The organism is Arthrobacter sp. 05L417 (genome assembly GCF_056397865.1).
This window is the reverse complement of sequence record NZ_JBFTOG010000043.1, coordinates 23,293-45,030: the sequence shown is the minus strand read 5'-3', so window position 1 is coordinate 45,030 and position 21,738 is coordinate 23,293. Positions and strand designations below refer to the sequence as shown.

The following is a 21,738-nucleotide window of genomic DNA, read 5'->3' as shown; positions in this document are numbered from 1 at the left end:
GCAGGCAACGGCAAGCAACACTCGACACCTGCTACGCCCGCAACCCCCACCGATACCGCAACAAACCCACCGCGCCGGGAGCACCCCCCACCGCCGGGATCAACAACAAACAAACCACCCCGCTGTCACAAACAGCTTGATAGATACCGTTTGGCGGACGCTCGCTCACCTATGAGCCAAAACGGTGGAACCCTCGCTCAGATGATCTGAGCGAGCGTTGGGCCGGGGGCGGTTGTTTGTGAGCGAGCGTTGGGCCGGGGGCGGTTGTTTGTGAGCGAGCGTTGGACCGGGGGCGGTTGTTTGTGAGCGAGCGTCGGGTTAGATGTTTCCCGTGGAACCTGCCACGCCGCCGAGGAGGGCTGACATGGTTCGCCAACGGGCGATCTCGCAGCCGTCTGTCCGGCTGAAGCGGCTGCTGACCTCGCGCCCGCGGAACCGGCCCGTGACCATGGCCACCTGCGGGCCGCCGTATTGCTGGGTGCAAATCCGGTCCGGCCGGGGAACCGGGAAGAAAATCTCTTCGCCGAATTGCTCGACGGCGGCAAGCGCCGCGCGGGGGTCCGGAAGGGTCGAGCCTTCGGAGACTTCGCCGCCCGAGCCGAGCAGGACGAACTCATATTCCACGGCGCCTGGCGCCTCCGTCAGCGTGATGGTGAGTTCGACGTCGTACTTTCCTGTGCTTGAAGTCATCGCTGTCCTTCGTGGGCCGGTGTTTGTCCTAGGAGTTCCAGAAGCGGCTGCACCTCCTCGAGGACCCGCGCACGGAGCGCTTGGGCCTCGGCGGCGAATGCCCGCTGATACTCAACGTACTCGGCCTTGCCTTGCGGTGTCTCGATCCTGATGGCCGGGTATCCCCACTCCTCAAGATCGTAGGGCGAGGCCTGCATGTCCATGGCCCGGATCCGCCAGGACAGTTCGAAGCAGTCCATCACCAGCTCGCTCGGCAGGGCGGGGGTCAGTTTGTACGCCCATTTGTAGAGGTCCATGTTGGCGTGCAGGCAGCCGGGTTGCTCCATGGTGCGCTGGTTGTCCCGCGTCGGAGTGAGTTCGTTGAGCGGGGTGGCGTCGGGCGTGTAGAAGCGGAAGGCGTCGAAATGCGAGCAACGGATCCGGTTGTCTTCCACAACGGTGTCTGTGCCTTCGGAACCGAGACGCAGCTTGAGGTACTCATGGCGAAGATCGAACTTGTCCTGTCGGTAGACCATGGCCCACTCGTGCAGTCCGAAGCAACCAAACTGGGCGGGCCGGGCAACGGTTCCCGCGAGGATGATGCCGGCGAAGCGGATGGCCTCAGTGCGGTCGGCCACAAACCGGCTGCGATCGAAGGTGACCGCAACGGTACCGGCGGGCAACCCGGCGGCAGCCAGCGCGCCGTCGTCGAGCACTCGGTAATACTTCCACCCGGCCCGCTCCGCGGCTTTCGGACCGGAGAGGACGACGCCGTCGCCCGGGTGCCAGCGCAACAGCTGGCCGGGCTTCTGGGTGTAGTAGGTGAAGAGGAAGTCTTCCACGGGATGCTTCTGGCCTGCGGAGCGCCGGGCCAAGTACGGCTTGGCGTAGCGCTCGACCCGGGCGTGGTGGGCAGCCTCCATCGCAAGCCATTTCTCTTGCGGGAGGTTCTTGTACTTAAGCTCCGGCACCGCTTGAACCAAGGATGTCGGCGACGGCGGCCCATGCGGAAATCTCGCAGCCGTCAGTGAGTTTGTAGGAGGACTCGACTCCCACGCCATCGACGGCCCCGGTGACTATTGCCGTCTGGGGTCCGCCGTAACGCTGCTCGCAGACTTGGTCGCTGGGGCGCGGCGTGCGTGTGAGGAGGGCGGGGTTCTTTTTCAGGGCGGCGCACGCTGCGGCCGCGGTGGGGTGATGGCTTTCCGCGGAGGGGACGCCGCCGGTGCAGACGAGGGTGTAGCTTTCAGGGGTTGCCGTGGGGGAGAGCTTGACGATGATGGAAAGCTCGGCTTCTCCGAGGCCGGGGGAGCTGGGCGCGGGGGAGAGCGAAGGAGTCGGTTTGCCGCTGGGAGATTCCGTCTCGTCCGGCAGGAGTCCGCTGGGGCTGGACGACGCGCTGCTGCCCGGGGACGAGCTGCTGGGCGTGCCGCCTCCAGTGCCCGGCGTGCAGGCGGCGAGCCCGGCGACGGCGAGGACAGCCAGAACGTACCGGACTATTCGCAAACGCATGGGGATCTCCTTGATTCCTGCCAGTTTATCGCCCGGCGGCCGCCCCCGGGAGTTGGGTGGCCGCGATGAGCCCGGTCATTGCCCGGTGCAGTTCCGCTACTTCGGCCCGCGTGAGGTGGAGTCGCTCCATGATGGTTCCCGGCACAGCCGTTGCCTGCTGCCTGAGGGCGGCGCCGGCTTCGGTCAGGGTGATGGCGAGGGCCCGTTCGTTTCCGTGGATGCGGTTGCGAGTAACGTATCCTGCTTCTTCGAGCCGGCGCAGGATGGGTGAAAGGGTGGCTGGCTCGTGTAGGAGAGCTTCGCTGATGTCCTTGAGGGTGCGCGGGCTGCGTTCCCAGAGGGCGAGCATCACGAGGTACTGGGGGTGGGTCAGCCCCATCTTTTCAAGCACGGGCTTGTAGACGCCCACCACGCTCCGCGACGCCACGGTCAGGGCGAAGCACAATTGGCGCTCAAGTAGGAGGTCGTCTTCAGGAGGCGCGGTGGTTTTGTAGGCAACGGGTGTGCTTGCGGCAGCCATGGCTTGCTCCGTTCCGTGTCGGTGACCGGAATGTCCCGGTCGATAGTTAGTACACTAATTGTTAGTGTACTCTTAAACCACAACATCCTTTTGAGAGAGGGTAGACCCGGTGGCCAAAGAGACCATGACCCAGAGATTCATGCGTGCAACTGGCAAGCTTCGGATCATTTTCGGGCCGGCACACAGCAGTTCCCTGGATCATGAAATGACCGAGGAGAACAAGCGCCTCCTCGTGCGGCGGCAGGCCGAAGCACAGCAATGGGAAACGATCCGCAGGCCGGACGGCAGCACCTACGTGGTCCCCAAGAACCCGGACGACAAGTCCCTTCGCTAATCCCCACCGGCTCCCGGCCTTCGCAAGTCGCCACCGGCCCCCAGGCAGGGGCCCTCGCCGGTGTGGGCCCGCCTCCCGGCCTTCGTCGATGGACGCCAACCCGGGCCTTTTACGGCTTCCGGGCGTAAAATTGGCCTCACTGGAACCACTCAGCTCCAACCGCACGGCTGGACCTCGCAGCGGGGAAGGAGGTGGGAATTGTGGGACATGCACTCGATAGCTTCATGAGGGTAACCGATCGACTGCGTTTCTGGTTCGGCCCGGCGACACGGGGCGACATTGATGCGCCCGTAGTCCACAAGCATGACGACTTCGAGACGGCGTCGGAAGAAGACCTGGGGCATTTCGTCGTCGAAACAGACGACCAGGGGCACCACTACGGAGTCCGCAAGGAAAGCGCCTGAAGCCGCTTGCGGCTCCAAAAGCCGCGGGAAAGCAAAAGAACCGGAGCTTGAGCTCCGGTTCTTTCACGTTCAAGTACTTCAGATCCCGACGGCGGGTGCCCGACGGCGGCGTCCGACAACGGGTGCCGACGGCGAGGTTCGGCTGGGGGTCCGCTAGCGGCCGGTGCCGCCATAGACGGTTGCTTCGGATTCGCCGTCGAGCTCGAACGCCTTGTGGATGGCGCGCACGGCGTCATCCAGGAGATCGGCGTGCGTGACCACGGAGATGCGGATCTCCGAGGTGGAAATCATGTTGATGTTGATGCCCGCGTCGGAGAGCGCCTTGAAGAAGGTGGCGGAGACGCCCGGGTGCGAACGCATGCCGGCGCCGATCAGCGAAAGCTTGCCGACGTTCTCGTTGTATTCGATGCTTTCGAAGCCGATTTCGGGCTGTGCGGCACGGAGGGCGGTGAGGGCATCGGCACCTTCAACGATGGGCAGGGTGAAGGAAATGTCCGTGCGGCCGGTTCCGTGGGTGGACACGTTCTGAACGATCATGTCGATGTTCGAGTGTGCCTTGGCGATGACCTGGAAAATCGCGGCGGCCTTGCCGGGGATGTCCGGGACGCCGACCACGGTGACCTTGGCTTCTGAACGGTCGTGTGCAACACCGGAGATGATTGGCTGCTCCAAGGCAACTCCCTCTTGAATCGTGATCTTGTCATCGGCGCTGGGCAGGACCCAGGTGCCTTCGTTCTGGCTGAATGAGGACCGGACGTGCAGTGGCACGCCGAATCGGCGAGCGTATTCCACGCAACGCAAGTGCAGGATCTTGGCGCCGGAAGCTGCCAGTTCCAACATTTCCTCACTGGAGATACGGTCGATCTTCGTGGCCGTGGAGACCACGCGCGGGTCCGCCGTGTAGATGCCGTCGACGTCCGTGTAGATTTCGCAGACGTCCGCTTCGAGCGCGGCGGCGAGTGCCACCGCAGTGGTATCCGATCCGCCGCGGCCAAGGGTAGTGATCTCCCGGGTGCTCCGGGTCATGCCCTGGAAACCGGCGACGATAGCGATGTGTCCCTTGTCCAATGCCGTGCGGATGCGGTGGGGGTCGACGTCGATGATGCGCGCCTTGCCGTGAATGCCGTCCGTGATCATGCCGGCCTGCGAGCCGGTGAACGACTGGGCGGAGGCGCCGAACTTGTTGATGGCCATGGCGAGCAGGGCCATGGAGATGCGCTCGCCTGCGGAGAGGAGCATGTCCATCTCACGCGCGGGAGCAGAATCGGTGACTTGAGCGGCGAGATCCAGGAGTTCGTCCGTGGTGTCTCCCATGGCGGATACCACCACGACAACCTCATTGCCGGCCTTTTGTGCGTCAACCACGCGGCGGGCAACACGCTTGATGCCTTCTGCATCGGACACCGAGGAGCCACCGAACTTCTGCACGATCAGCTGCTTGGTCTTGGCAGTCTGCGCGCTCAGGTCTTCGGTTTTCACATCGGTAGTGGGCAAACTCATGCGCGCACCCTCACTGCATCAAATTGGGGATCATACGTTGCGTGGCCAGGTAACGGCACGGCTACGTGGCTTATGTGGCCAGTTTATCGCCGGGCGCGGCAGCCGGGGGAATTGTGACCAAATCTCGGCCATTGGGTGCACGCTTGGTGGTTTCGGCTAGGCGTACGATCAAGAAATACGCAGCCTGGGGGCATGTGGGCTCACGGGATTGAAGCGTACTTGTTCTGTTTGGGGGAAACAGGTGAGTAGAGCATGTCCATAGCTGAAAGTTCAAGCGTGCCGGGCAGTGGCGCCCTCGGCGTATCCGCGGAAGGCGTCTCACGCCGCTTCGGCACGGTCCACGCAGTCGAGCACATCGATTTCGCCGCGCCGGCCGGGAAAGTCACGGCGCTCATTGGGCCGAACGGTGCGGGCAAAACGACGCTCCTCCTCATGCTTGCCTCGCTTCTGCGGCCCGACTCAGGAACCATCAGGATCAACGGCTTGGACCCCGTCCATGACAGCGCCGCGGCGCGGCTTCGGATTGGCTGGATGCCGGACACCCTGGGAGTGTGGGAGTCCTTGACCGCGCGCGAAATCCTGGTCCAGATGGCACGCTTCTACCGCCTGCCCAAGGGCGGCATTGCCCATCGTGTTGCCGGCTTGCTCGAACTTGTCCGCCTGGACACCCTTGCCGACCAGCCGGCCCGGGTCCTCTCCAGGGGCCAGCAACAGAGGCTCAGCCTGGCCCGTTCCCTCATCCACGACCCTTCCGTGCTCCTGCTCGACGAGCCTGCATCCGGCCTCGACCCGGGATCCCGGGTGGAGCTCCGGAACCTGCTGAGACGCCTGGCCGGGGAGGGGAAAGCCGTGGTGGTTTCCTCGCACGTGCTCAGTGAACTCGATGAAATCGCGGACGGAGCGGTGTTCGTCAGTCAAGGCCGGACCGTGAAACAGCAGACCCTCGAGGAGGCGGCCCTGCAGGGCCGGCGCTACGCGATCACAGCCCTCGACAACGAGGCCCTCACAGCAAAGCTCAGCGAACTAGGGCTGGAATACCGTGTGGAAGCCGGCCGCCGCCCGTCGGTCACCTTGCTGTTGACGCACGACGACGGCGCTGCCGCCCTCTTGGGCGAACTCGTCCGGTCCGGCATCGGCGTGGTTTCCTTCGCCCCCGCAGCCGGTGCCTTGGAAGAGACGTACATGAACCTGGATACGGAGAAACGATGAGCGACGTGACTGGAACCGTGCCTGTTTCAGCGGGACCTCCAGCGGGACCGCAGGGAGCTACGGGAGGCGGGAACGCCGTCGTCGGCTATCTTGGCGGGATACGCGACGTCGTGGTCCTTGAGATGAAACAACGGCTGCGCTCCCGCGGCTGGTACATCATGTTGGGCATCTGGTTCTTTGTGATCGCCGTAGTGACGTGGCTGACCTGGCTCGCCTGGAATGCCAGCATGGAAGCACGGCGGTCCACGATGCCGCCGTCGGCGCTCTCGCCGCAGGACGGGGCGGGGTCCATGATCTTCGAGGTCGTGCTGGCCTTTGTGCTCCTCTTTGCGCTGCTTGTTGCGCCCGCGCTGTCCGCCAATGCAATCAACGGGGACCGGGCCGGAGGCACACTCGCCATCCTGCAAATCACCTTGCTGACCCCGGGCCAGATTCTCTGGGGCAAGTTCTGCGCGGGATGGCTCGCGGCGCTCGCCTTCCTGGCGACAAGTGCCCCCTTCCTTGTCTTCGGAATGTTCCAAGGCGGGCTGACCCCGGGGCACGTCGTGGTTTCCTTGCTGATGTTGGCGGTGGAACTGGCCGTTGTTTGCGGGATCGGAGTGGGGATTTCGGCGCTTGCTGGGCGGCCCTTGTTCTCGATCGTGGTGACCTACTTGGCAGTCGCCGCGCTGGTGGTCGGATCGCTGATTTCCTTCGGACTGGGATCGCAATTGGCCCAAGGGACGGTGTTGGCCAACTCTCCCGTTGGCCGTGGCGTTTTGTATGCGCCGGTGCAGCCGAATCAGCAGGGGCAGCCGCTTGAACCGGCGCAGCCGGGATACACCTGCGAGGGCCCCTTGGTGGAGCACCAGGCCATCCGGACCGACCGCGTGGCGTGGATGCTCGCGTTGAATCCCTACGTGGTGGTGGCTGACGCCATTCCGTATCCGGACCGGAACGGGACAGGGTTCTACTCGGTCGGCATGATCGAGGGCATCAGCCAGGGAGCCAGGTCCGCGCTCGCTGGCCCGGAACGCACCTACCTTTGCGCCAACGGCGTGCCGCAGCCGCAATACCTCAAGCAGACGACGCCCTTGTGGCCGCTGGGACTAGGCCTGCAACTGGTCCTGACAGCTCTGCTCATGTGGCTTGGCTGGCGTTCGCTGCGGACGCCCGCGAGCCGGCTGGCCAGCGGGACGCGGATCGCGTAAGCCGGGTGGCTCGCCGGTGGGCTTTCAGCGCGCCGCCTACATGAGGGCGTTGCGGCGACCCTCGAAGGCCCGTCCCAGGGTAACTTCGTCCGCGTACTCCAGATCTCCACCCACGGGGAGGCCGGAAGCAAGCCTGGTGACGGTGATGCCGATCGACTTCAGCATGCGGGCCAGGTAGGTGGCCGTCGCTTCGCCTTCAAGGTTGGGGTCGGTTGCAATGATGATTTCCTGGATGGCGCCGTCGTTGAGCCGGGTCAGGAGCTCGCGGATACGGAGCTGGTCGGGCCCGATGCCAGCGATCGGATTGATGGCCCCACCCAGGACGTGGTAACGGCCGCGGAAGGACCGTGTGCGTTCCACAGCCAGGACATCCTTGGATTCTTCGACCACACAGATCACGGAGGGGTCGCGTCGCGGATCGCGGCAGATGTTGCACAGCTCCTGCTCGGTGACATTGCCGCAGACAGTGCAGAACTTCACCCGTTCCTTGACTGTGGTGATGGCCGCGACGAGCCGCTTCATGTCCTCGGGATCGGCCTCAAGGATGTGGAAGGCCAGGCGCTGCGCCGACTTCGGCCCGACGCCGGGCAGCCGGCCGAGCTCGTCGATCAGCTCTTGTACTGCGCCTTCGTACACAATGTCCTCGTTCGTTCGGTGTGGACGCCGTCGCTGTTCGGCACGCGTCGCGGTTTGGTGGCACCTTTTTGTGCGCCGGCGGGCTCTCGCAGGGTTCCATGGGGTTCCCCGGCCGACACCGTGCGGGCCCGCGCAGGGTGTGGTTACGTCGTCCGCTTGTTAGCGGCGCATGCTGTCCAGCGACCGTTCTTCCAGTAGCTTTCCGCCCAGAATACGCTCGACGGCGGCCCGTCCAAAGACTCCCGACTCCTCGATGGTTTCGTCGTCGGCACTCGGGATGTCTTCCACCACGGTGCCGGGAGCGACGGCGGCCCGTGCCGGTGCTTTCTCGCGCCCAGCCATGGCTTCGGGGCTGTTCGAAAGCCGCTGGTACAGGCTCTGTTTCCCGGTCCCCGGAGGCGCCGACTCTGAGGCAGAGGCTGAGGCAGGGGCAGACGGAGTGGCTTGCGCGAGTGCAACGGCCGGACGCGCGGTTTCGCCTCCGGGCGGCGTCGTTGTGGCCGGCGGCGTGCCGGCTGGCGGTGCGGCTGCTGGGGTTGCGCCCGCTGGCGGTGCGGGACTGGAGGCAGTGGGCTGGGGCGCCGACCACGTCGTTGACCAATCGGCGGCGGGCGCGGTGGCCGCTGCCTGCGCAGGTGCTGAAGCCTGCGGTTGGTTTGGAATCTGCGCGGCGGCAGGTTCATAGACGGGACTCGGCGTCGCCGGCCCGGATGAAGTGGCCTGACCGCCGGGGTCGGCGGACGTGCCCGAAGCCGCGGAACCAACGTTGGACTCCGTGCCGACAACCCACGAGCCCGGCGCGTGCTCGACAGCCCTGGACCACGGATCTTCCGAGGCTTTTTCCGAAGATGCTTTCTCGGGAGATGCTTGGGTGGGGCGCTTGCTCGCGGGGGCGGAGGCGGCCGAGACTGAGCTGTTCGGCGCGGAAGCACCGCGTGGCGAAGCGGCGGCCGATGGGCCGACTGCCGGGGCTGCCTGGGCTACGGCTGCGGGGCCGGCCGTGGGAATGGCAGTGAAGCCCGAAGGAGCCGACGGCTCCCAATCCATTGGCGGTTCTTCGTCCAGCGGGGGAGCGTCCTCGTCCCGCGGGGGACCCCAATCATCGTCCGAATACGAGAAGTCCGCGGCCGGGTCTGTCGGTGCCGTTGCGGACTTCTCAGCTGCTGCGGCGGACGTCACCGGGGCAGCTGCCGAGGCCGGGGCCTCTGGAACCTGCGAGGCAGGACCATGCGCAATGGAAACGGCTTGGGTCGGAGGGGCCTCGGAGGCCTGGGCCGCTTGGTACCCGAGTGTCCGTTCGGACGCCTCGCCAGGCGCAAGCGGAACCTGCCCTGACGCTGCCGGCGCCACAGGTGTCGCGGACGCCTTGTCTGCTTCCGGGGCGGCAGGGCTTTGTGCTGCAGGGGCAAGTCCCCATGCGCTATCCACGGCGGACGACACAGTCGGGGAGGCGCCACCCCCTACAGGGGGCGCCGGGTCAGCCGGCGCTTTTGGGTTTGGTTCAGAGCTACCTGAGCTGTTGCCGCCAACGACCGAAGTGATCTGGCAGTCGATGCCGATTGTCTTGTGGATGGCCTGGCGAAGGTTCTCGGCATGGTCTGCGCGGCTGAAGGCGCTCGCAAGCCCATCAGTGCTGAATGCAAGAGTCAGAAGTTGGCCGTCGAACTGTGCAACCTGCGCGTTCGCTCCGACCAAGGCCCAACTGCTGCGCTTGATCTTGGTCAGCGTCTGGAGGATATCGGGCCAAGCTCTCCGGATGACCTCGACATCGGCCCCACCCGTAGCGGGCCGCGGGGCCTGTGCGGGGGCTGGCTGTTGTGCGGGCGCCGACGGTTCTGCAGGCGCTGACGCCGAAGCTGGGGCTGGGGCTGGGGCGGGCGTTTGAGTTGGCGCGGGCGCTTGAGCTGGTGCCACACCCGGCTGGGGTCGGTCATGTTCTGCCGCTGGATGAGCCGGAGCTTGGGCAGCTGGTTCGGGCGCGGGGCGGCTGGCCTGCTGCCTGGATTCGTCCACGGGCCAGTCGGTAGTGGATACCCGGGGCGGCGTCAGTTGTTCCCTGGGCGATCCCCCGGAAACAGGCGGATGGACAGGAGCCGGAGCCTCAGCAACCTCCGCTGGACCAGACGCAGTTGCTCTGGACACAGGTGAGTCGAGCACTGGTGAGGTGGGAACGGGGCTGGCTGCCGCCGTCGGGAGCTCCACTGGTTGATCCGCTGGGCGGGCAGTTGGCGCGGTGGCCGTTGAAGGAGCCGCAATAGCAGCCGGCGCCGTGTGGGCTTCCGCGGGAGGAAGCGCTCCGCCGTAGTTGAGGCGGCGTTCGACGCGGTCGATCCGGGCCGCGATGCCACGTTCGGTCTGCTCGGAACTGGGCAGCAGGATCCGGGCGCAGAGCAGTTCGAGATGCAGCCGGGGCGATGTGGCGCCGGTCATTTCAGTGAGTGCGGTGTTGGTGACATCGGCGGCGCGGGAAAGCTCAGCGGCACCGAGGTTGTTGGCCTGGCTACGCATGCGGGCGATCTGGTCCGCCGGCATGCCGCGGAGGATGGCTTGCGCGCTTTCCGGCATGGCCTGGACGATGATGAGGTCGCGGAACCGCTCCAGTAGATCCTCGACGAAGCGGCGGGGATCGTGCCCGGTTTGGATGACACGGTCCACGGCACGGAAAACGGTGGCGGAATCGGACGCAGCGATTGCCTCGACGACGTCGTCGAGCAGTGAAGCGTGGGTGTATCCAAGCAGCGCGACGGCGAGTTCATAGTCCAGGCCGTTGGGTCCGGCGCCGGCCATGAGCTGGTCCAGTACGGAGAGGGAATCCCGCACTGAGCCGCCGCCGGCCCGGATGACGAGGGAGAGCACGCCGGGAGCTACGGGCACGTTCTCCTGTTGGCAGAGAAGCTCGAGGTACTGCATCAGGGGCTCGGGCGGCACCAGCCGGAAGGGGTAGTGGTGCGTGCGGGAACGGATGGTGCCGATGACCTTGTCCGGCTCCGTGGTGGCGAAGATGAATTTGATGTGTTCCGGCGGCTCTTCGACGATCTTCAGCAGCGCGTTGAAGCCTGCAGAGGTGACCATGTGGGCTTCGTCAATGATGAAGATCTTGTAGCGGTCCCGCACAGGGGCGAAGGTGGCGCGTTCGCGGAGATCCCGGGCGTCGTCCACACCACCGTGGCTGGCGGCGTCGATCTCGATGACATCGAGGGATCCGGAGCCGCCGCGGGCCAGTTCGACGCAGCTGTTGCATTTGCCGCAGGGAGTGTCCGTGGGGCCTTCGGCGCAATTGAGGCAGCGGGCGAGGATGCGGGCGGACGTGGTTTTTCCGCAGCCGCGGGGGCCCGAGAAGAGGTAGGCATGGTTGACCCGGTTTTTGCGCAGGGCCGTCATGAGCGGCTCGGTGACGTGTTCCTGCCCGATAACGTCCGCGAAAGAATCGGGGCGATATCTGCGGTAAAGAGCAGTAGTAACAGTCACAGGGGAAACCTACCTATAGGGACTGACATTTAAATAAGAGACCCCTCATGCACCCGCCAGAGCCCATCTACCCTTGCTACCTTCCGGTCCTGGGGGAGTTCAACAGGATGACGCCACATGAGGGGCCGTCGACAAGCTTACCCGAAGTTATCGAGCCCTCCGAATTCGCGGACATGTCCCCTGTAAGAGCCAGAAAATGGACATGTCCAGTGGGTTAGCGCCAGCCGTTCACGGGCCACGTCATGAACGCCGGCTCCTCGTACGGGTGGGCCGAGCGCAGGGCTTGCACTACGGAGTCGAGCATGTCCGCTTCAACTACGCACTCGACCCGGATTTCCGGCACTGCTTCGCCTTGCCCCACGGCTCCGATGAACGGCTGTGCTCCGGGCATTGGAGTGAAGCGTCCAGTGCCCGGAGTGGTGAAGGAGCAATGCGAATAGTCGCCGATTCTGCCGGCCCCGGCATCGCCAATCGCTGCCAGCACGTTCTCAATGTGGGATGCCGGGACGTAGACAACGAGGGCGTGCAGTTGGCTCATGGCACCATCCTCCCAGTGGCCGCCCAAAAACAGGTCAAAGGATGGTTTCTAATCTCCATTGCCAAACCGTTGAACGCAGCGGACTATGGGTATGTACACCGATTGGGGCAATCTCAAGATTGTGAGCTGCAGGGCCTGGTTTCAGGGGCTGGACCCAGCAGCTCAACGGAGTGCCGGAGGAATGGACGCATTGGGGGCGTCCATTTTTACGTTTAAGCGCACGGAGGGCCCACTCGACACCATGAATGTCCCGATTGGGCGATGCCGAAATTCTCGGGTACAGTGGAGTCTGCTTTTGATTCAGAAGCATGGAGAATTCGCCTAGCGGCCTATGGCGCACGCCTGGAACGCGTGTTGGGTTAACGCCCTCGGGGGTTCAAATCCCCCATTCTCCGCGTTTGGCCCCGGTCTTTGGACCGGGGCCTTTTTGCGTTCCCCGGGCCCCTAAAACCGGGCTCGCTGGCAGGCCTCGGATTCCTCTCAAGCTGCGTTGCTGAAACCGGCGATTGCTTCCAGGACCGGCTCCTGTTCCCTGTCGGATGAGAAACAAGCGCCGGGTTGGCTGCGACGGCGCGAGCCAATCCCCACCCAAAGCCCTACATCCGTTCCGCAGCCACCCGTTCCAGCACTTCCCGGCACGCCAGGATTGCAGGGTGGATCCGGCCGGCGGTGCGGGTCGACGTGAAGACTGTCCGCTTGGGGAGCCCGGGGAGGTCCAGCAGTTGGACCGGCGTGGTCCGCCCTGTCCAGACGAGGTCCGGCATGAGGGCCACGGCATTGCCGGACTCGATAAGCCGGATTTGCGCTTGGAGATCGGCAGTTTCGTAGCGGACGTCGGGCTCGAAGCCGGCGGAGCGGCATGCTTGCTCCGCCCAGTGCCGGGACGCTGCGCCATGCGGTTCCATGACCCACGGCAGCGCAGCCGTGTCCGCGAGCGAGGAAATCGATTCGCCGCCAAGGCCAATCGGGGGAGTGGCGAGCCTGATGGCGTCGCTGGTCAGGGTGGCCCGGTCCAGGCCGGGATGATGCGGTGCCGCGTGCCCTGGGTACTGCTCGGCTACCACGATGTCGAAGTCGCGGGCCCACGTTTCGTAGAGCGCAGTCTCCGGCTCGCGTTGGATCATTTCGACGCGTACTTCGGGATACTCGCTCTTCATGATGGTGAGGAAGTCCGGCATGAGGGCCAGGGCGGCGGTTTGGAACACGGCCAGCCGGACCGTGCCGGTCACCGTGGAGAGAGACGCCGCGAGGTCCGTCTCTGCCCGCTCGAGGGTGGCCAGCACCGCTGCCGCGTGCTCCACGAGGATCTCGGCCTGCGGCGTCAGTTGCACTCGTCGGCCGGATTTTCTCAGCAGTTTCACGCCGGCTTCCTTCTCCAGCAAAGTCAATTGCTGGGACACAGAGGACGGGCTGTACTTCATCGCGTCCGCCACTTCTGCGAGGGTTCCGCGGATTTTCAATTCGTGCAGCAAGCGCAGCCTGCGGACGTCCAGCATTGGCCCTCCAGAAGGGTCGAGAAATCTAATGAATATTCTTCAGAAAAGATCGCTTTTCCTAATCTGATTGTAGATCCATACTGATGGAAACAAAGGACTCTCCGCACCAAAGGAGCGAAGCGCATGAGCACACCAACCCGGGATTCGAGCATCGACGCCAGGACACAATCCACCCCGGAATCCGGACACCTCCAGGAGTTGGCCCACGAAGCCATCCAACTGGTTCGACACTGGCTCACCGAAGCCTCGAAGGTGCCCGTTGACCTTTCCGCACAGCGCCTCGCCGGCGTACTCAAGGACCCGAACGGCCTGGACTTCACCGTGGGATTCGTCGACGGCGTCATCCGCCCCGAGGACCTGTCCGTCGCCGGCCGCAACCTGGCCAAGCTGGCCCCCAAGGTCCCGGCCTTCCTGCCCTGGTACATGCGCGCTGCTGTGCGCACCGGCGGCGTGATGGCTCCGGTCCTGCCGCAGGTGGTCATCCCGATCGCACGCAAAGTCCTCCGCGACATGGTGGGCCACCTGATCGTGGACGCCACCGATGCCAAGCTTGGCCCGGCCATCGCCAAGATCAAGCAGAACGGCGTCCACCTGAACGTGAACCTGCTGGGCGAGGCCGTCCTGGGCGAACGCGAAGCCAGCCGCAGGCTCGAGGGGACCCTCAAGCTCCTGGCCCGTGACGACGTCGACTACGTCTCCATCAAGGAGTCCTCCACAGTGGCCCCGCACTCGCTGTGGGCCTTCGACGAAGCCGTGGCCCACGTGGTGGAGAAGCTCACCCCGCTCTACGAGCTGGCCGCATCGTTCCCCAAGCCCAAGTTCATCAACCTGGACATGGAGGAATACAAGGACCTCAGCCTGACCATGGCCGTGTTCACCCGGATACTGGACAAGCCCGAATTCAAGAACCTCGAGGCCGGCATCGTGCTGCAGGCCTATCTCCCGGACGCGCTCTCGGCCATGCAGGAACTGCAGGAATGGGCTGCGGCCCGCCGGGCAAACGGCGGCGCTCCCATCAAGGTGCGCGTCGTCAAGGGCGCCAACCTGCCTATGGAACAGGTCCAGGCGTCCATCCAGGGCTGGCCGCTCGCTACGTGGGGCACCAAGCAGGATTCGGACACCAACTACAAGCGCGTCCTGAACTACGCGCTCACCCCCGAACACATCGATGCGGTCCGGATCGGCGTCGCCGGCCACAACCTCTTCGACGTGGCCTTCGCGTGGCTGCTGGCCAAGGAGCGCGGCGTTACGGCGGGCATTGAGTTCGAGATGCTGCTCGGCATGGCGACGGGCCAGGCCACGGCCGTCCGCAAGGACGTCGGCAGCCTCCTGTTGTACACACCGGTAGTGCACCCGGGCGAGTTCGACGTCGCCATCGCTTACCTGATCCGCCGCCTCGAAGAAGGCGCAAGCCAGGACAACTTCATGTCCGCCGTGTTCGAGCTTGGGGGGAACTCCCCAGAAAGCAGAACCCTGTTCGAACGCGAGAAGCAGCGTTTCCTCGCCTCCCTCGCTGAGTTGGACGACACTATTCCGGCCCCCAACCGGACCCAGGACCGCAATAAGCCCGCGGTCTCGGCGGGCAAAGAGGGCTTTGCCAACACTCCGGACACCGATCCTGCCTTGCCCGCCAACCGTGCCTGGGGCCGCGCCATCCTGGACCGTATTCCCGGCTCCACCGCCGGAAACGCGATTGTTGAAGCCAGCAAGGTCAGCGATTCCCAGGAACTGGACCGCATTATTGCCACCGCCGTGGAACACGGCAAAGCCTGGGGAGTCATGCCGGCTGCCGAGCGCGCAGCCATCCTGCACCGCGCAGGCGACATCCTGGAATCCCGCCGCGCCGAGCTCCTCGAGGTCATGGCCTCCGAGACCGGCAAGACGATCGAACAGGGCGACCCCGAAGTCAGCGAAGCAATCGACTTCGCGCACTACTACGCCGAGCGGGCCAAGGACCTGGAAACGGTCGACGGCGCCACGTTCGTCCCAGCGAAGCTCACCGTCGTGACCCCGCCGTGGAACTTCCCTGTGGCGATTCCCGCCGGCTCCACGCTGGCGGCACTCGCGGCGGGATCCGCCGTCGTGATCAAACCCGCAAAGCAGGCGCGCCGCTCCGGTTCCGTCATGGTGGACGCGCTGTGGGAGGCCGGTGTGCCGCGCGAAGTGCTGGCGCTCGTGCAACTCGAAGAACGCGAGCTCGGCACCCAGCTGGTCTCGCACCCCAGCGTTGACCGCGTGATCCTCACCGGCGGCTACGAGACCGCTGAGCTCTTCCGCTCCTTCCGGCAGGACCTCCCGCTGCTCGCGGAGACCTCGGGCAAGAACGCCATCATCGTCACCCCGCACGCGGACCTCGATCTCGCCGCCAAGGACGTCGTGTACTCGGCATTCGGGCACGCGGGACAGAAGTGCTCCGCCGCTTCGCTGGTGATCCTGGTGGGTTCCGTTGCCACGTCCGAGCGCTTCCACAACCAGCTGATTGACGCCGCCCGCTCGCTCAAGGTGGGCTACCCGGAGCAGGCCACAACCCAGATGGGTCCGATCATCGAGCCGGCTAACGGAAAGCTCCTCAACGCGCTGACAACCCTCGGCGACGGCGAGACCTGGGCCGTGAAGCCCGAGAAGCTCGACGAGACCGGCCGCTTGTGGTCCCCGGGCATCCGCTTCGGCGTCAAGCGTGGCTCCTACTTCCACCTGACCGAGTTCTTCGGCCCGGTCCTCGGCGTCATGACGGCGTCCACCTTGGAAGAAGCCATCGCCATCCAGAACGAGATCGAATACGGCCTCACCGCCGGGCTGCACTCGCTCGATTCCGATGAAATGGGCGTCTGGTTGGACACGATCCAGGCCGGCAACCTCTACGTGAACCGCGGCATCACGGGTGCAATCGTCCAGCGGCAGCCGTTCGGCGGTTGGAAGAAGTCCGCCGTGGGCGCGGGCACCAAGGCCGGCGGACCCAACTACCTGGTGGGACTGGGCAGCTGGCTCCCCGCGGAGCCGGCCGCCAAGCGCGGTGCCACGCTCAAGGGTGCGGCCGCTTCGATCCTGGCCGCAGCCAAGGCCGCAGGCTCGCTTGTCGAAGCCAGCGACGCGGAGGCCCTGCAGAAGGCGCTCTTCAGCGACGCCGCGGCGTGGGCCACGGAATTCGGCACCCGCAAGGACGTCTCCGGCCTGAGCGCCGAGCGCAACGTCTTCCGGTACCGGGCCATCCCCGTGACCATCCGCCTGTCCGAGGGCGGGAAGCTCGTGGACTTGCTTCGCGTCGTAGCGGCCGGTGCAGTGGCGGGTTCGGCACTCACGGTATCCTCCGCCGTCGAGCTTCCCGAAGCTGTCATCGCAGCGTTCGCGGGGCTCGGCGTGAGCACCCGCATCCAGAACGACGCCGAATGGCTGGCTTCCGCGGCAGGCATCAACGGTGGCCGCATCCGCCTGATCGGCGGGGACAGCAGCGCCCTGAGCGCCGCCACCGGCGGCCGCCCCGACGTCGCGATCTACCACGGCACGGTGACCCCGGCCGGACGCATCGAGATGCTGCCGTTCCTGCACGAACAGGCCATCAGCATCACGGCACACCGCTTCGGCACTCCGAACCACCTGTCGGACGCGCTGATCTAGCGATTCGTCAAAGAAGCCCGGAGGGACGGCCACAAGCCGTTCAGCCGGGCTTCTTTGCGTTTACGCCTCGTACCCCAAGCGCCGCAACCGTTTCCGGGCGGCCTGCTCGCTGGGGCCGCTGCGGCCCAACGTCAGGCGCACGACGGCGAGGACCACCCGCGCGGCGAGAATCGACGGCAGCGGGATGGGGCCAAAACGGGCTTTTTCCAGCCCCAACAGTTCCCGATACCGGGGCTCCAGGCTAGCCACGGCCGCGGCGAACAAAATCCGGTAACCGGGTTGCAGCGACGCCTTCAACGGGGGATACCTGATGAAATCGATGGTTTCCCTGAGCCGCTCGTCAGCGCGGAGATGTCCGGACGCGTACCAGCGGTCCATTTCCGCCGTCACTTCCGCAAGGCTCAGGGGAGGGTCCTCGACTCCCATCAGGCGGCCCGCCTGCGCCCACTCGCGGATATAGGCGTCGGCGCCGCCGGGGACCGACCCACCCCAGATCCTGTGCGCCGCCACGAAGGAATCCGCGTACGCGACGTGGACCCAGCGGAGAAGCTCGGGATCGTTGGCTGAGTACTCGCGGGTCTGTCCTTGGGCGTCAACGTAGCTGCCCTTGACGGAGTCATGCACCCGCCGCACGAAGTGGGTTGCCGTGTGCGCGGCATCCATGGAGCCGTAGCTCACGGTGAAGATCCAACGGATGGTGTTTGCCAGCCGCCCGAGGGGATCCCTTTTGAAACCTGAATGGTCGTACACGCCCGCCAAAGCGCCGGGGTGCAGGGACTGCATGAGCAGCACCCGGATTCCCGCGACGATCGTGGACATGGAACCGTGGACAGCCCAGACGGCCGATCCGGGAAGGTGGTATCCGGGGTCGTTTCCCTCCTCAAGTTGCAGCACCCAGTCGGGAGTGGACTGCGGGTGACCCGTAAAAGTCATCCGCAGTTCTGCTTGCCACTTCTTTAGGAAGTTGACCATGGTCCATTGTTGCGCAGCATTCTGTTGGCGCAAGGTGCCGTCTTGTTTACGCAGACGTGCTGGGTGAACGCCGAGGTGCCGGCCCGCTGTGGAAACAGCGGGCCGGCACCTCTCGCGCGAATCCTCTTAGGCAGCGGGTTGCTCAACAAGTGCCCGACGGCGGCGCGCCGGGGACGCTGCCACCAGCAGGGCCGCGATCGCTACGGCAGCGCTCAGGACCAGGCCGGGCCGGTACTGATCGAGCATGGCTGCCGCGCTGACGGTGCTGTTTGTGCCTGCGCCGGTGTCATGCCCACTGACGAGGGCCGTCGTCACGGCAAGGACCAAAGCTGCGCCAACCTGCGTGCTGGTCTGGATGAGTCCGGCGGCCAGACCCTGCTCCGAATCCCGGATGCCGGCGGTGGCTTGGACGTTGATGGACGGGAAAGCCAAGGCGAAACCGATGCCCAGCAGGATGACCGAGGGAAGGATGTCCAGCACGTAGTTGGGTGAGGTTCCAACGCGGAGGAACAAGACGTAGCCCAGTCCCATGGCGGTCAGGCCGGTGAGGATGAGCCTCGGAGCGCCGAATTTCTCGATGAACCTGTCCGCGAAGGGCGCGCTCGTTGCCACCAGGAGCCCGGTAGGAAGCAAGGCAAGCGCCATGCCCAGGGGAGACCAGCCGAGCACCGACTGCAGGTACATGGTGAGGATGAACTGGAAGCTCAGGTAGGAGCCGAACAATCCAATGGCGCTCAGGTTGGCGCGGGCCACCCAGCCCTCACGAAGGATGCCGAAGCGGATGAGCGGGTGCTTGACGCGGTTTTCGATGACAGCAAAGGTTGCCAGCACGGCGGCAGAGATGGCGAATCCGGCGATTGTTGCCACAGATCCCCAGCCCTTCTCCGGAGCTGAAACCAAGGTGTACACGAGGCCAAGCATGCCGAGCGCGAGGGTGACCGCGCCCCAGACATCATGGCCGCTCCCTTCCGTGGATGGCTTGTCACGGGGGATGAACAGCATGCCAAGAAGTACGACGGCGACGGCGATCGGTACCGATACCAGGAAGGTCCAGCGCCAGCTCAAGCTGGTCATGAGCCCGCCAACCACCAGCCCGAGCGAAAAGCCGCTCGCGCCGAAAGTGGTGAAGATGGACAGAGCCTTGTTGCGCTCGCGGCCTTCAGCGAAGTTGGTGGTGATGATGGAGAACCCGGTAGGGGCAGTGAACGCGGCGGCCAGGCCTTTGACGAATCGCGTGGCGATCAAGAGGGTTGGATCGTTCACGAGGCCGCCGAGGAGTGATGCCGCGGCGAACACGGTCAAGGCGATCAGGAAGATCCGACGCCGGCCCAGCAGGTCGGCAAGCCGCCCGCCTAGGAGCAACAGGCTCCCGTAGCCCAGGACGTAGGCGGAAACGATCCACTGCAGGGAATCGGTTCCGAGGTGGAGTTCGTGGCCGATGGAGGGAAGGGCTACGCCCACCATGGAGACGTCCAGGCCGTCGAGGGCCAGAACTGTGCACACCACCATTAGCAGCAGCCACTGGGCCCGGGTCCAGCGGACGGCTGTATGGAGCTGCTCGGCAGATCTAGTGAGGGTGCTTGGTGAAGTCATGCACATCAATCTATATGACGCGTCATTCAATGACAAGGAATATGACTAGGAATCTTATGACGTGGACTTTATTTAGGGTTTCGACTAGAATCGGGCCATGGCAACAACGCAGGATCGCCAGCTGGTTGAGCAATGGCGCAGCATCCAGAACTCGTACTTCCGCACCGCGGCCGCGATCGACCGCGCCCTCGAAGCCAAGTTCGACATCGGCCTGAACGAATTCGAAATCCTCGATCTCGTTGCCGAAAGCGTTGACTCCGCCTGCCGAATGAAGGCACTCGGGGAGCGGACTCCCATGACCCAGAGCGCCGTCTCCAAGGTTGTTGACCGCTTGGAGAAAGCCGGACTGGTCTCCCGCGTAACCTGCACGGATGACCGGCGCTCGCTGTACCTCGAACTGACCGACGCCGGCCGCGCGCTGCATTCGGATGCCGCCGTCGAGCACCGGGCTTTGCTGAAGGAGAACCTCGGCGAGTAGCCCGCCATGGTCCGGCGAGTGTTTCGCGGACCGGCCAAGTATGAAGTCGAGTGTTCCCATTCGATTTCATAGCGGCCACAATGGGACAAGCGCGCCCGTACTGGGGATGAGCGCCTGTCTCAGGAGCCGCTGTGGGAAAGCATCATGAGTCTGGCCAGGTTGTCGATCTGGTGCTCACAAGGAAATTTGGCCGGGTCCTTTCGGCTTGCTTCCTTGCTGTCGTGGTGATCCTCGCTTTTGGTTTCCAGGGCCCGGGTTTAGGCGGACGGGCAAGTGACGGATCCTTGGCCACAGGGCAAGTCGAACCCGGCATGCTGCCCACGGATGGTGCCACCTCCAGCGCGCAGGAGACAGTGCCTCAAAGCCCCTCATCGGCCCCGGTCCAAGCAGGTGGCAAAGCCACGGTGTCTTTTGAACGCTCCCCGGTCCAAACCCTCGACAAGAACGGCGTAGGCACCCTCAATGTCGCGTCGAGTTCCCTCGACCGGCCCCCTGCAGGGAAACTCTACGCGCCGCTCGAAATGCTGTTTCCGAGCTCTCCCTTCGGGTTGAGGATAGATCCCTTCACCGGATTGCCGGGGGAGTTCCACTGGGGACAGGACTTCGCCGCGGCTTGCGGCACGCTCGTCTACGCAGCGGACTCCGGCGTGGTACGGGCCGTGGGGTGGCACCCATGGGGTGGCGGCAATCGCGTGGAAATCGATCACGGCAACGGCCTCGTTACGACGTACAACCACCTGCAGGGCATCGCCGTCGTCAAGGGGCAATCGGTCCGGGTGGGCGAGGTCATTGCCAGGGTGGGAACCACGGGTTCCTCAACGGGTTGCCACTTGCACTTCGAGACGATCCTCAACGGCGTCTACACCAACCCCATGAACTGGACGTTCCTGCCAACCAAGCAGGTGGATCCCCTCGGCGATATCCCGATGGTGAGCTACCAGCCAGGTTCCGCCACTGCGACCTCGCCGGGGTCTGTCTGGTCCATCCCCGGGGCCGTGCCGACCGACCCGGGAGCCGTGCCCTCTGGACAGGCGGTGACCGGCGGGGTGCAGGAGACAAAGGTTGTGCCGCCGAGCCCGACTGGGACGCCGACCGGCACCCCGACCGCGACGCCGACGGCGACGCCCAGCCCGACAGGCACCTCGACTAAGACGCCGACCGGTTCGCCGACGGCGACGCCCAGCCCGACAGGGACGCCGACGCCGAGCCCGACTGGCACCCCGACCGCGACGCCGACGCCCTCGACAACAGCTACTCCCACGCCAAGTAAGACAACGGGCGGCACCCCGAGCCCATCGCCGTCGCAGGCTCCCACCGGGACGCAAGCGCCTGTGGTGACGCAGGCGCCCACCTTGACCACACCGCCCACGGTGGCCCCGACGTCGAGCCTCCCCGCTCCGGCGCCGACCGTGACGAACACCCAGTCAACCCCGCCTCCGCCTCCGCCCGCGCCCGCGACGCCCACGCCGTCGGCGCCTACCGAGCCCGCGACGCCAGCGCCCAGCAGCCCCACGCCGTCGGTCACCGCAACTACCAAAACGGCGTCCCCTAAGCCGTAGAAGTCATCGCTTTACTGGCGCGCACCCAACCGTCCTGCCGCGCGT

The 21,738-nt window shown here is 65.1% G+C and carries 18 protein-coding genes, 1 tRNA gene and 1 other RNA gene; 8 read left to right on the top strand and 12 right to left on the bottom strand.

What is annotated here, in order from left to right; translation table 11 throughout:
* Nucleotides 1–318: 318 nt before the first annotated feature.
* From AC1DJW_RS22985 to AC1DJW_RS22970, 4 genes are read right to left on the bottom strand one after another with little or no spacing between them, the layout of a single operon-like run.
* A complete protein-coding gene (locus tag AC1DJW_RS22985) occupies nucleotides 319–690 on the bottom strand; it encodes a serine protease inhibitor (RefSeq protein ID WP_284754595.1) in 372 nt (123 codons plus the stop codon).
* Nucleotides 687–1,592 (bottom strand): 3-methyladenine DNA glycosylase, encoded by a 906-nt coding sequence (locus tag AC1DJW_RS22980; RefSeq protein ID WP_459342932.1) that lies wholly within the window; start codon nucleotides 1,590–1,592, stop codon nucleotides 687–689. Before AC1DJW_RS22980 ends, AC1DJW_RS22985 begins: the two co-directional genes overlap by 4 nt.
* Nucleotides 1,593–1,626: 34 nt before the next feature.
* Complete coding sequence (locus tag AC1DJW_RS22975) at nucleotides 1,627–2,181, bottom strand: SSI family serine proteinase inhibitor (RefSeq protein ID WP_476902596.1); 555 nt, start codon at nucleotides 2,179–2,181, stop codon at nucleotides 1,627–1,629.
* 25 nt (nucleotides 2,182–2,206) lie between these two features.
* Nucleotides 2,207–2,701 carry a MarR family winged helix-turn-helix transcriptional regulator gene (locus AC1DJW_RS22970; RefSeq protein WP_476902595.1) on the bottom strand — a complete coding sequence of 165 codons (495 nt, stop codon included), beginning with the start codon at nucleotides 2,699–2,701 and terminating at the stop codon, nucleotides 2,207–2,209.
* 124 nt (nucleotides 2,702–2,825) lie between these two features.
* On the opposite strand from AC1DJW_RS22970, the gene AC1DJW_RS22965 reads away from it, so the two are divergent.
* Both AC1DJW_RS22965 and AC1DJW_RS22960 read left to right on the top strand, forming a co-directional pair.
* Nucleotides 2,826–3,035, top strand: a complete 210-nt coding sequence (locus tag AC1DJW_RS22965) for a hypothetical protein (RefSeq protein ID WP_284754589.1) — start codon at nucleotides 2,826–2,828, stop codon at nucleotides 3,033–3,035.
* Between the two features lie 224 nt (nucleotides 3,036–3,259).
* Nucleotides 3,260–3,439: a hypothetical protein gene (locus AC1DJW_RS22960; protein ID WP_284754587.1), complete on the top strand. Its 180-nt coding sequence runs from the start codon at nucleotides 3,260–3,262 to the stop codon at nucleotides 3,437–3,439.
* 153 nt (nucleotides 3,440–3,592) lie between these two features.
* Here AC1DJW_RS22960 and AC1DJW_RS22955 read toward each other — a convergent pair whose 3' ends face one another.
* Nucleotides 3,593–4,939 carry an aspartate kinase gene (locus tag AC1DJW_RS22955; protein ID WP_284754584.1) on the bottom strand — a complete coding sequence of 449 codons (1,347 nt, stop codon included), beginning with the start codon at nucleotides 4,937–4,939 and terminating at the stop codon, nucleotides 3,593–3,595.
* Nucleotides 4,940–5,191: 252 nt separating this feature from the next.
* On the opposite strand from AC1DJW_RS22955, the gene AC1DJW_RS22950 reads away from it, so the two are divergent.
* Together AC1DJW_RS22950 and AC1DJW_RS22945 are read left to right on the top strand one after the other, a co-directional pair.
* Complete coding sequence (locus AC1DJW_RS22950) at nucleotides 5,192–6,148, top strand: ABC transporter ATP-binding protein (protein ID WP_476902594.1); 957 nt, start codon at nucleotides 5,192–5,194, stop codon at nucleotides 6,146–6,148.
* On the top strand, nucleotides 6,145–7,338 hold the full coding sequence (locus tag AC1DJW_RS22945) for an ABC transporter permease (RefSeq protein ID WP_459342928.1): 1,194 nt from the start codon (nucleotides 6,145–6,147) through the stop codon (nucleotides 7,336–7,338). The genes AC1DJW_RS22950 and AC1DJW_RS22945 overlap by 4 nt, the downstream gene beginning before the upstream one ends.
* Nucleotides 7,339–7,374: 36 nt before the next feature.
* Here AC1DJW_RS22945 and recR read toward each other — a convergent pair whose 3' ends face one another.
* From recR to AC1DJW_RS22925, 4 genes are all read right to left on the bottom strand, one after another.
* Nucleotides 7,375–7,974 (bottom strand): recombination mediator RecR, encoded by a 600-nt coding sequence (gene recR / locus AC1DJW_RS22940; protein WP_284754578.1) that lies wholly within the window; start codon nucleotides 7,972–7,974, stop codon nucleotides 7,375–7,377.
* Between the two features lie 159 nt (nucleotides 7,975–8,133).
* Entirely contained in the window at nucleotides 8,134–11,442 is a 3,309-nt protein-coding gene (locus AC1DJW_RS22935; RefSeq protein ID WP_476902593.1) for a DNA polymerase III subunit gamma and tau, read from the bottom strand.
* Nucleotides 11,443–11,475: 33 nt separating this feature from the next.
* Nucleotides 11,476–11,572, bottom strand: an RNA gene (gene ffs / locus AC1DJW_RS22930) — signal recognition particle sRNA small type.
* An 84-nt stretch (nucleotides 11,573–11,656) separates the two neighbouring features.
* Nucleotides 11,657–11,980, bottom strand: a complete 324-nt coding sequence (locus tag AC1DJW_RS22925) for a YqfO family protein (protein ID WP_459342930.1) — start codon at nucleotides 11,978–11,980, stop codon at nucleotides 11,657–11,659.
* 310 nt (nucleotides 11,981–12,290) lie between these two features.
* Here AC1DJW_RS22925 and AC1DJW_RS22920 point away from each other — a divergent pair.
* Nucleotides 12,291–12,375 (top strand) — tRNA-Ser (locus AC1DJW_RS22920).
* Nucleotides 12,376–12,576: 201 nt separating this feature from the next.
* Here the strand turns inward: AC1DJW_RS22920 and AC1DJW_RS22915 are convergent.
* A complete protein-coding gene (locus AC1DJW_RS22915) occupies nucleotides 12,577–13,476 on the bottom strand; it encodes a LysR substrate-binding domain-containing protein (RefSeq protein WP_284754573.1) in 900 nt (299 codons plus the stop codon).
* 123 nt (nucleotides 13,477–13,599) lie between these two features.
* On the opposite strand from AC1DJW_RS22915, the gene AC1DJW_RS22910 reads away from it, so the two are divergent.
* Nucleotides 13,600–17,091, top strand: a complete 3,492-nt coding sequence (locus AC1DJW_RS22910) for a proline dehydrogenase family protein (protein ID WP_476902592.1) — start codon at nucleotides 13,600–13,602, stop codon at nucleotides 17,089–17,091.
* A gap of 60 nt (nucleotides 17,092–17,151) precedes the next feature.
* Here the strand turns inward: AC1DJW_RS22910 and AC1DJW_RS22905 are convergent, their stop codons facing one another.
* Nucleotides 17,152–18,063 (bottom strand): oxygenase MpaB family protein, encoded by a 912-nt coding sequence (locus AC1DJW_RS22905; protein ID WP_284754569.1) that lies wholly within the window; start codon nucleotides 18,061–18,063, stop codon nucleotides 17,152–17,154.
* Nucleotides 18,064–18,189: 126 nt separating this feature from the next.
* Nucleotides 18,190–19,656 (bottom strand): MFS transporter, encoded by a 1,467-nt coding sequence (locus AC1DJW_RS22900; protein ID WP_284754568.1) that lies wholly within the window; start codon nucleotides 19,654–19,656, stop codon nucleotides 18,190–18,192.
* A 97-nt stretch (nucleotides 19,657–19,753) separates the two neighbouring features.
* Between AC1DJW_RS22900 and AC1DJW_RS22895 the strand changes: the two genes are divergently transcribed.
* Nucleotides 19,754–20,134, top strand: coding sequence for a MarR family winged helix-turn-helix transcriptional regulator (locus AC1DJW_RS22895; RefSeq protein WP_234752616.1), 381 nt, complete (start codon nucleotides 19,754–19,756; stop codon nucleotides 20,132–20,134).
* 131 nt (nucleotides 20,135–20,265) lie between these two features.
* The gene (locus tag AC1DJW_RS22890; protein ID WP_476902591.1) at nucleotides 20,266–21,693 is read left to right on the top strand and encodes a peptidoglycan DD-metalloendopeptidase family protein; all 1,428 of its coding nucleotides are present in this window, start codon (nucleotides 20,266–20,268) and stop codon (nucleotides 21,691–21,693) included.
* The last annotated feature ends 45 nt before the right edge of the window (nucleotides 21,694–21,738 follow it).

Bases quoted from the DNA above. Each gene is read 5' to 3' on its own strand.
- AC1DJW_RS22985 (WP_284754595.1), bottom strand. From the start codon at position 690: ATGACTTCAAGCACAGGAAAGTACGACGTCGAACTCACCATCACGCTG.
- AC1DJW_RS22980 (WP_459342932.1), bottom strand. From the start codon at position 1,592: ATGGAGGCTGCCCACCACGCCCGGGTCGAGCGCTACGCCAAGCCGTAC.
- AC1DJW_RS22975 (WP_476902596.1), bottom strand. From the start codon at position 2,181: ATGCGTTTGCGAATAGTCCGGTACGTTCTGGCTGTCCTCGCCGTCGCC.
- AC1DJW_RS22970 (WP_476902595.1), bottom strand. From the start codon at position 2,701: ATGGCTGCCGCAAGCACACCCGTTGCCTACAAAACCACCGCGCCTCCT.
- AC1DJW_RS22965 (WP_284754589.1), top strand. From the start codon at position 2,826: ATGACCCAGAGATTCATGCGTGCAACTGGCAAGCTTCGGATCATTTTC.
- AC1DJW_RS22960 (WP_284754587.1), top strand. From the start codon at position 3,260: ATGAGGGTAACCGATCGACTGCGTTTCTGGTTCGGCCCGGCGACACGG.
- AC1DJW_RS22955 (WP_284754584.1), bottom strand. From the start codon at position 4,939: ATGAGTTTGCCCACTACCGATGTGAAAACCGAAGACCTGAGCGCGCAG.
- AC1DJW_RS22950 (WP_476902594.1), top strand. From the start codon at position 5,192: ATGTCCATAGCTGAAAGTTCAAGCGTGCCGGGCAGTGGCGCCCTCGGC.
- AC1DJW_RS22945 (WP_459342928.1), top strand. From the start codon at position 6,145: ATGAGCGACGTGACTGGAACCGTGCCTGTTTCAGCGGGACCTCCAGCG.
- AC1DJW_RS22925 (WP_459342930.1), bottom strand. From the start codon at position 11,980: ATGAGCCAACTGCACGCCCTCGTTGTCTACGTCCCGGCATCCCACATT.
- AC1DJW_RS22915 (WP_284754573.1), bottom strand. From the start codon at position 13,476: ATGCTGGACGTCCGCAGGCTGCGCTTGCTGCACGAATTGAAAATCCGC.
- AC1DJW_RS22910 (WP_476902592.1), top strand. From the start codon at position 13,600: ATGAGCACACCAACCCGGGATTCGAGCATCGACGCCAGGACACAATCC.
- AC1DJW_RS22905 (WP_284754569.1), bottom strand. From the start codon at position 18,063: ATGGTCAACTTCCTAAAGAAGTGGCAAGCAGAACTGCGGATGACTTTT.
- AC1DJW_RS22900 (WP_284754568.1), bottom strand. From the start codon at position 19,656: ATGACTTCACCAAGCACCCTCACTAGATCTGCCGAGCAGCTCCATACA.
- AC1DJW_RS22895 (WP_234752616.1), top strand. From the start codon at position 19,754: ATGGCAACAACGCAGGATCGCCAGCTGGTTGAGCAATGGCGCAGCATC.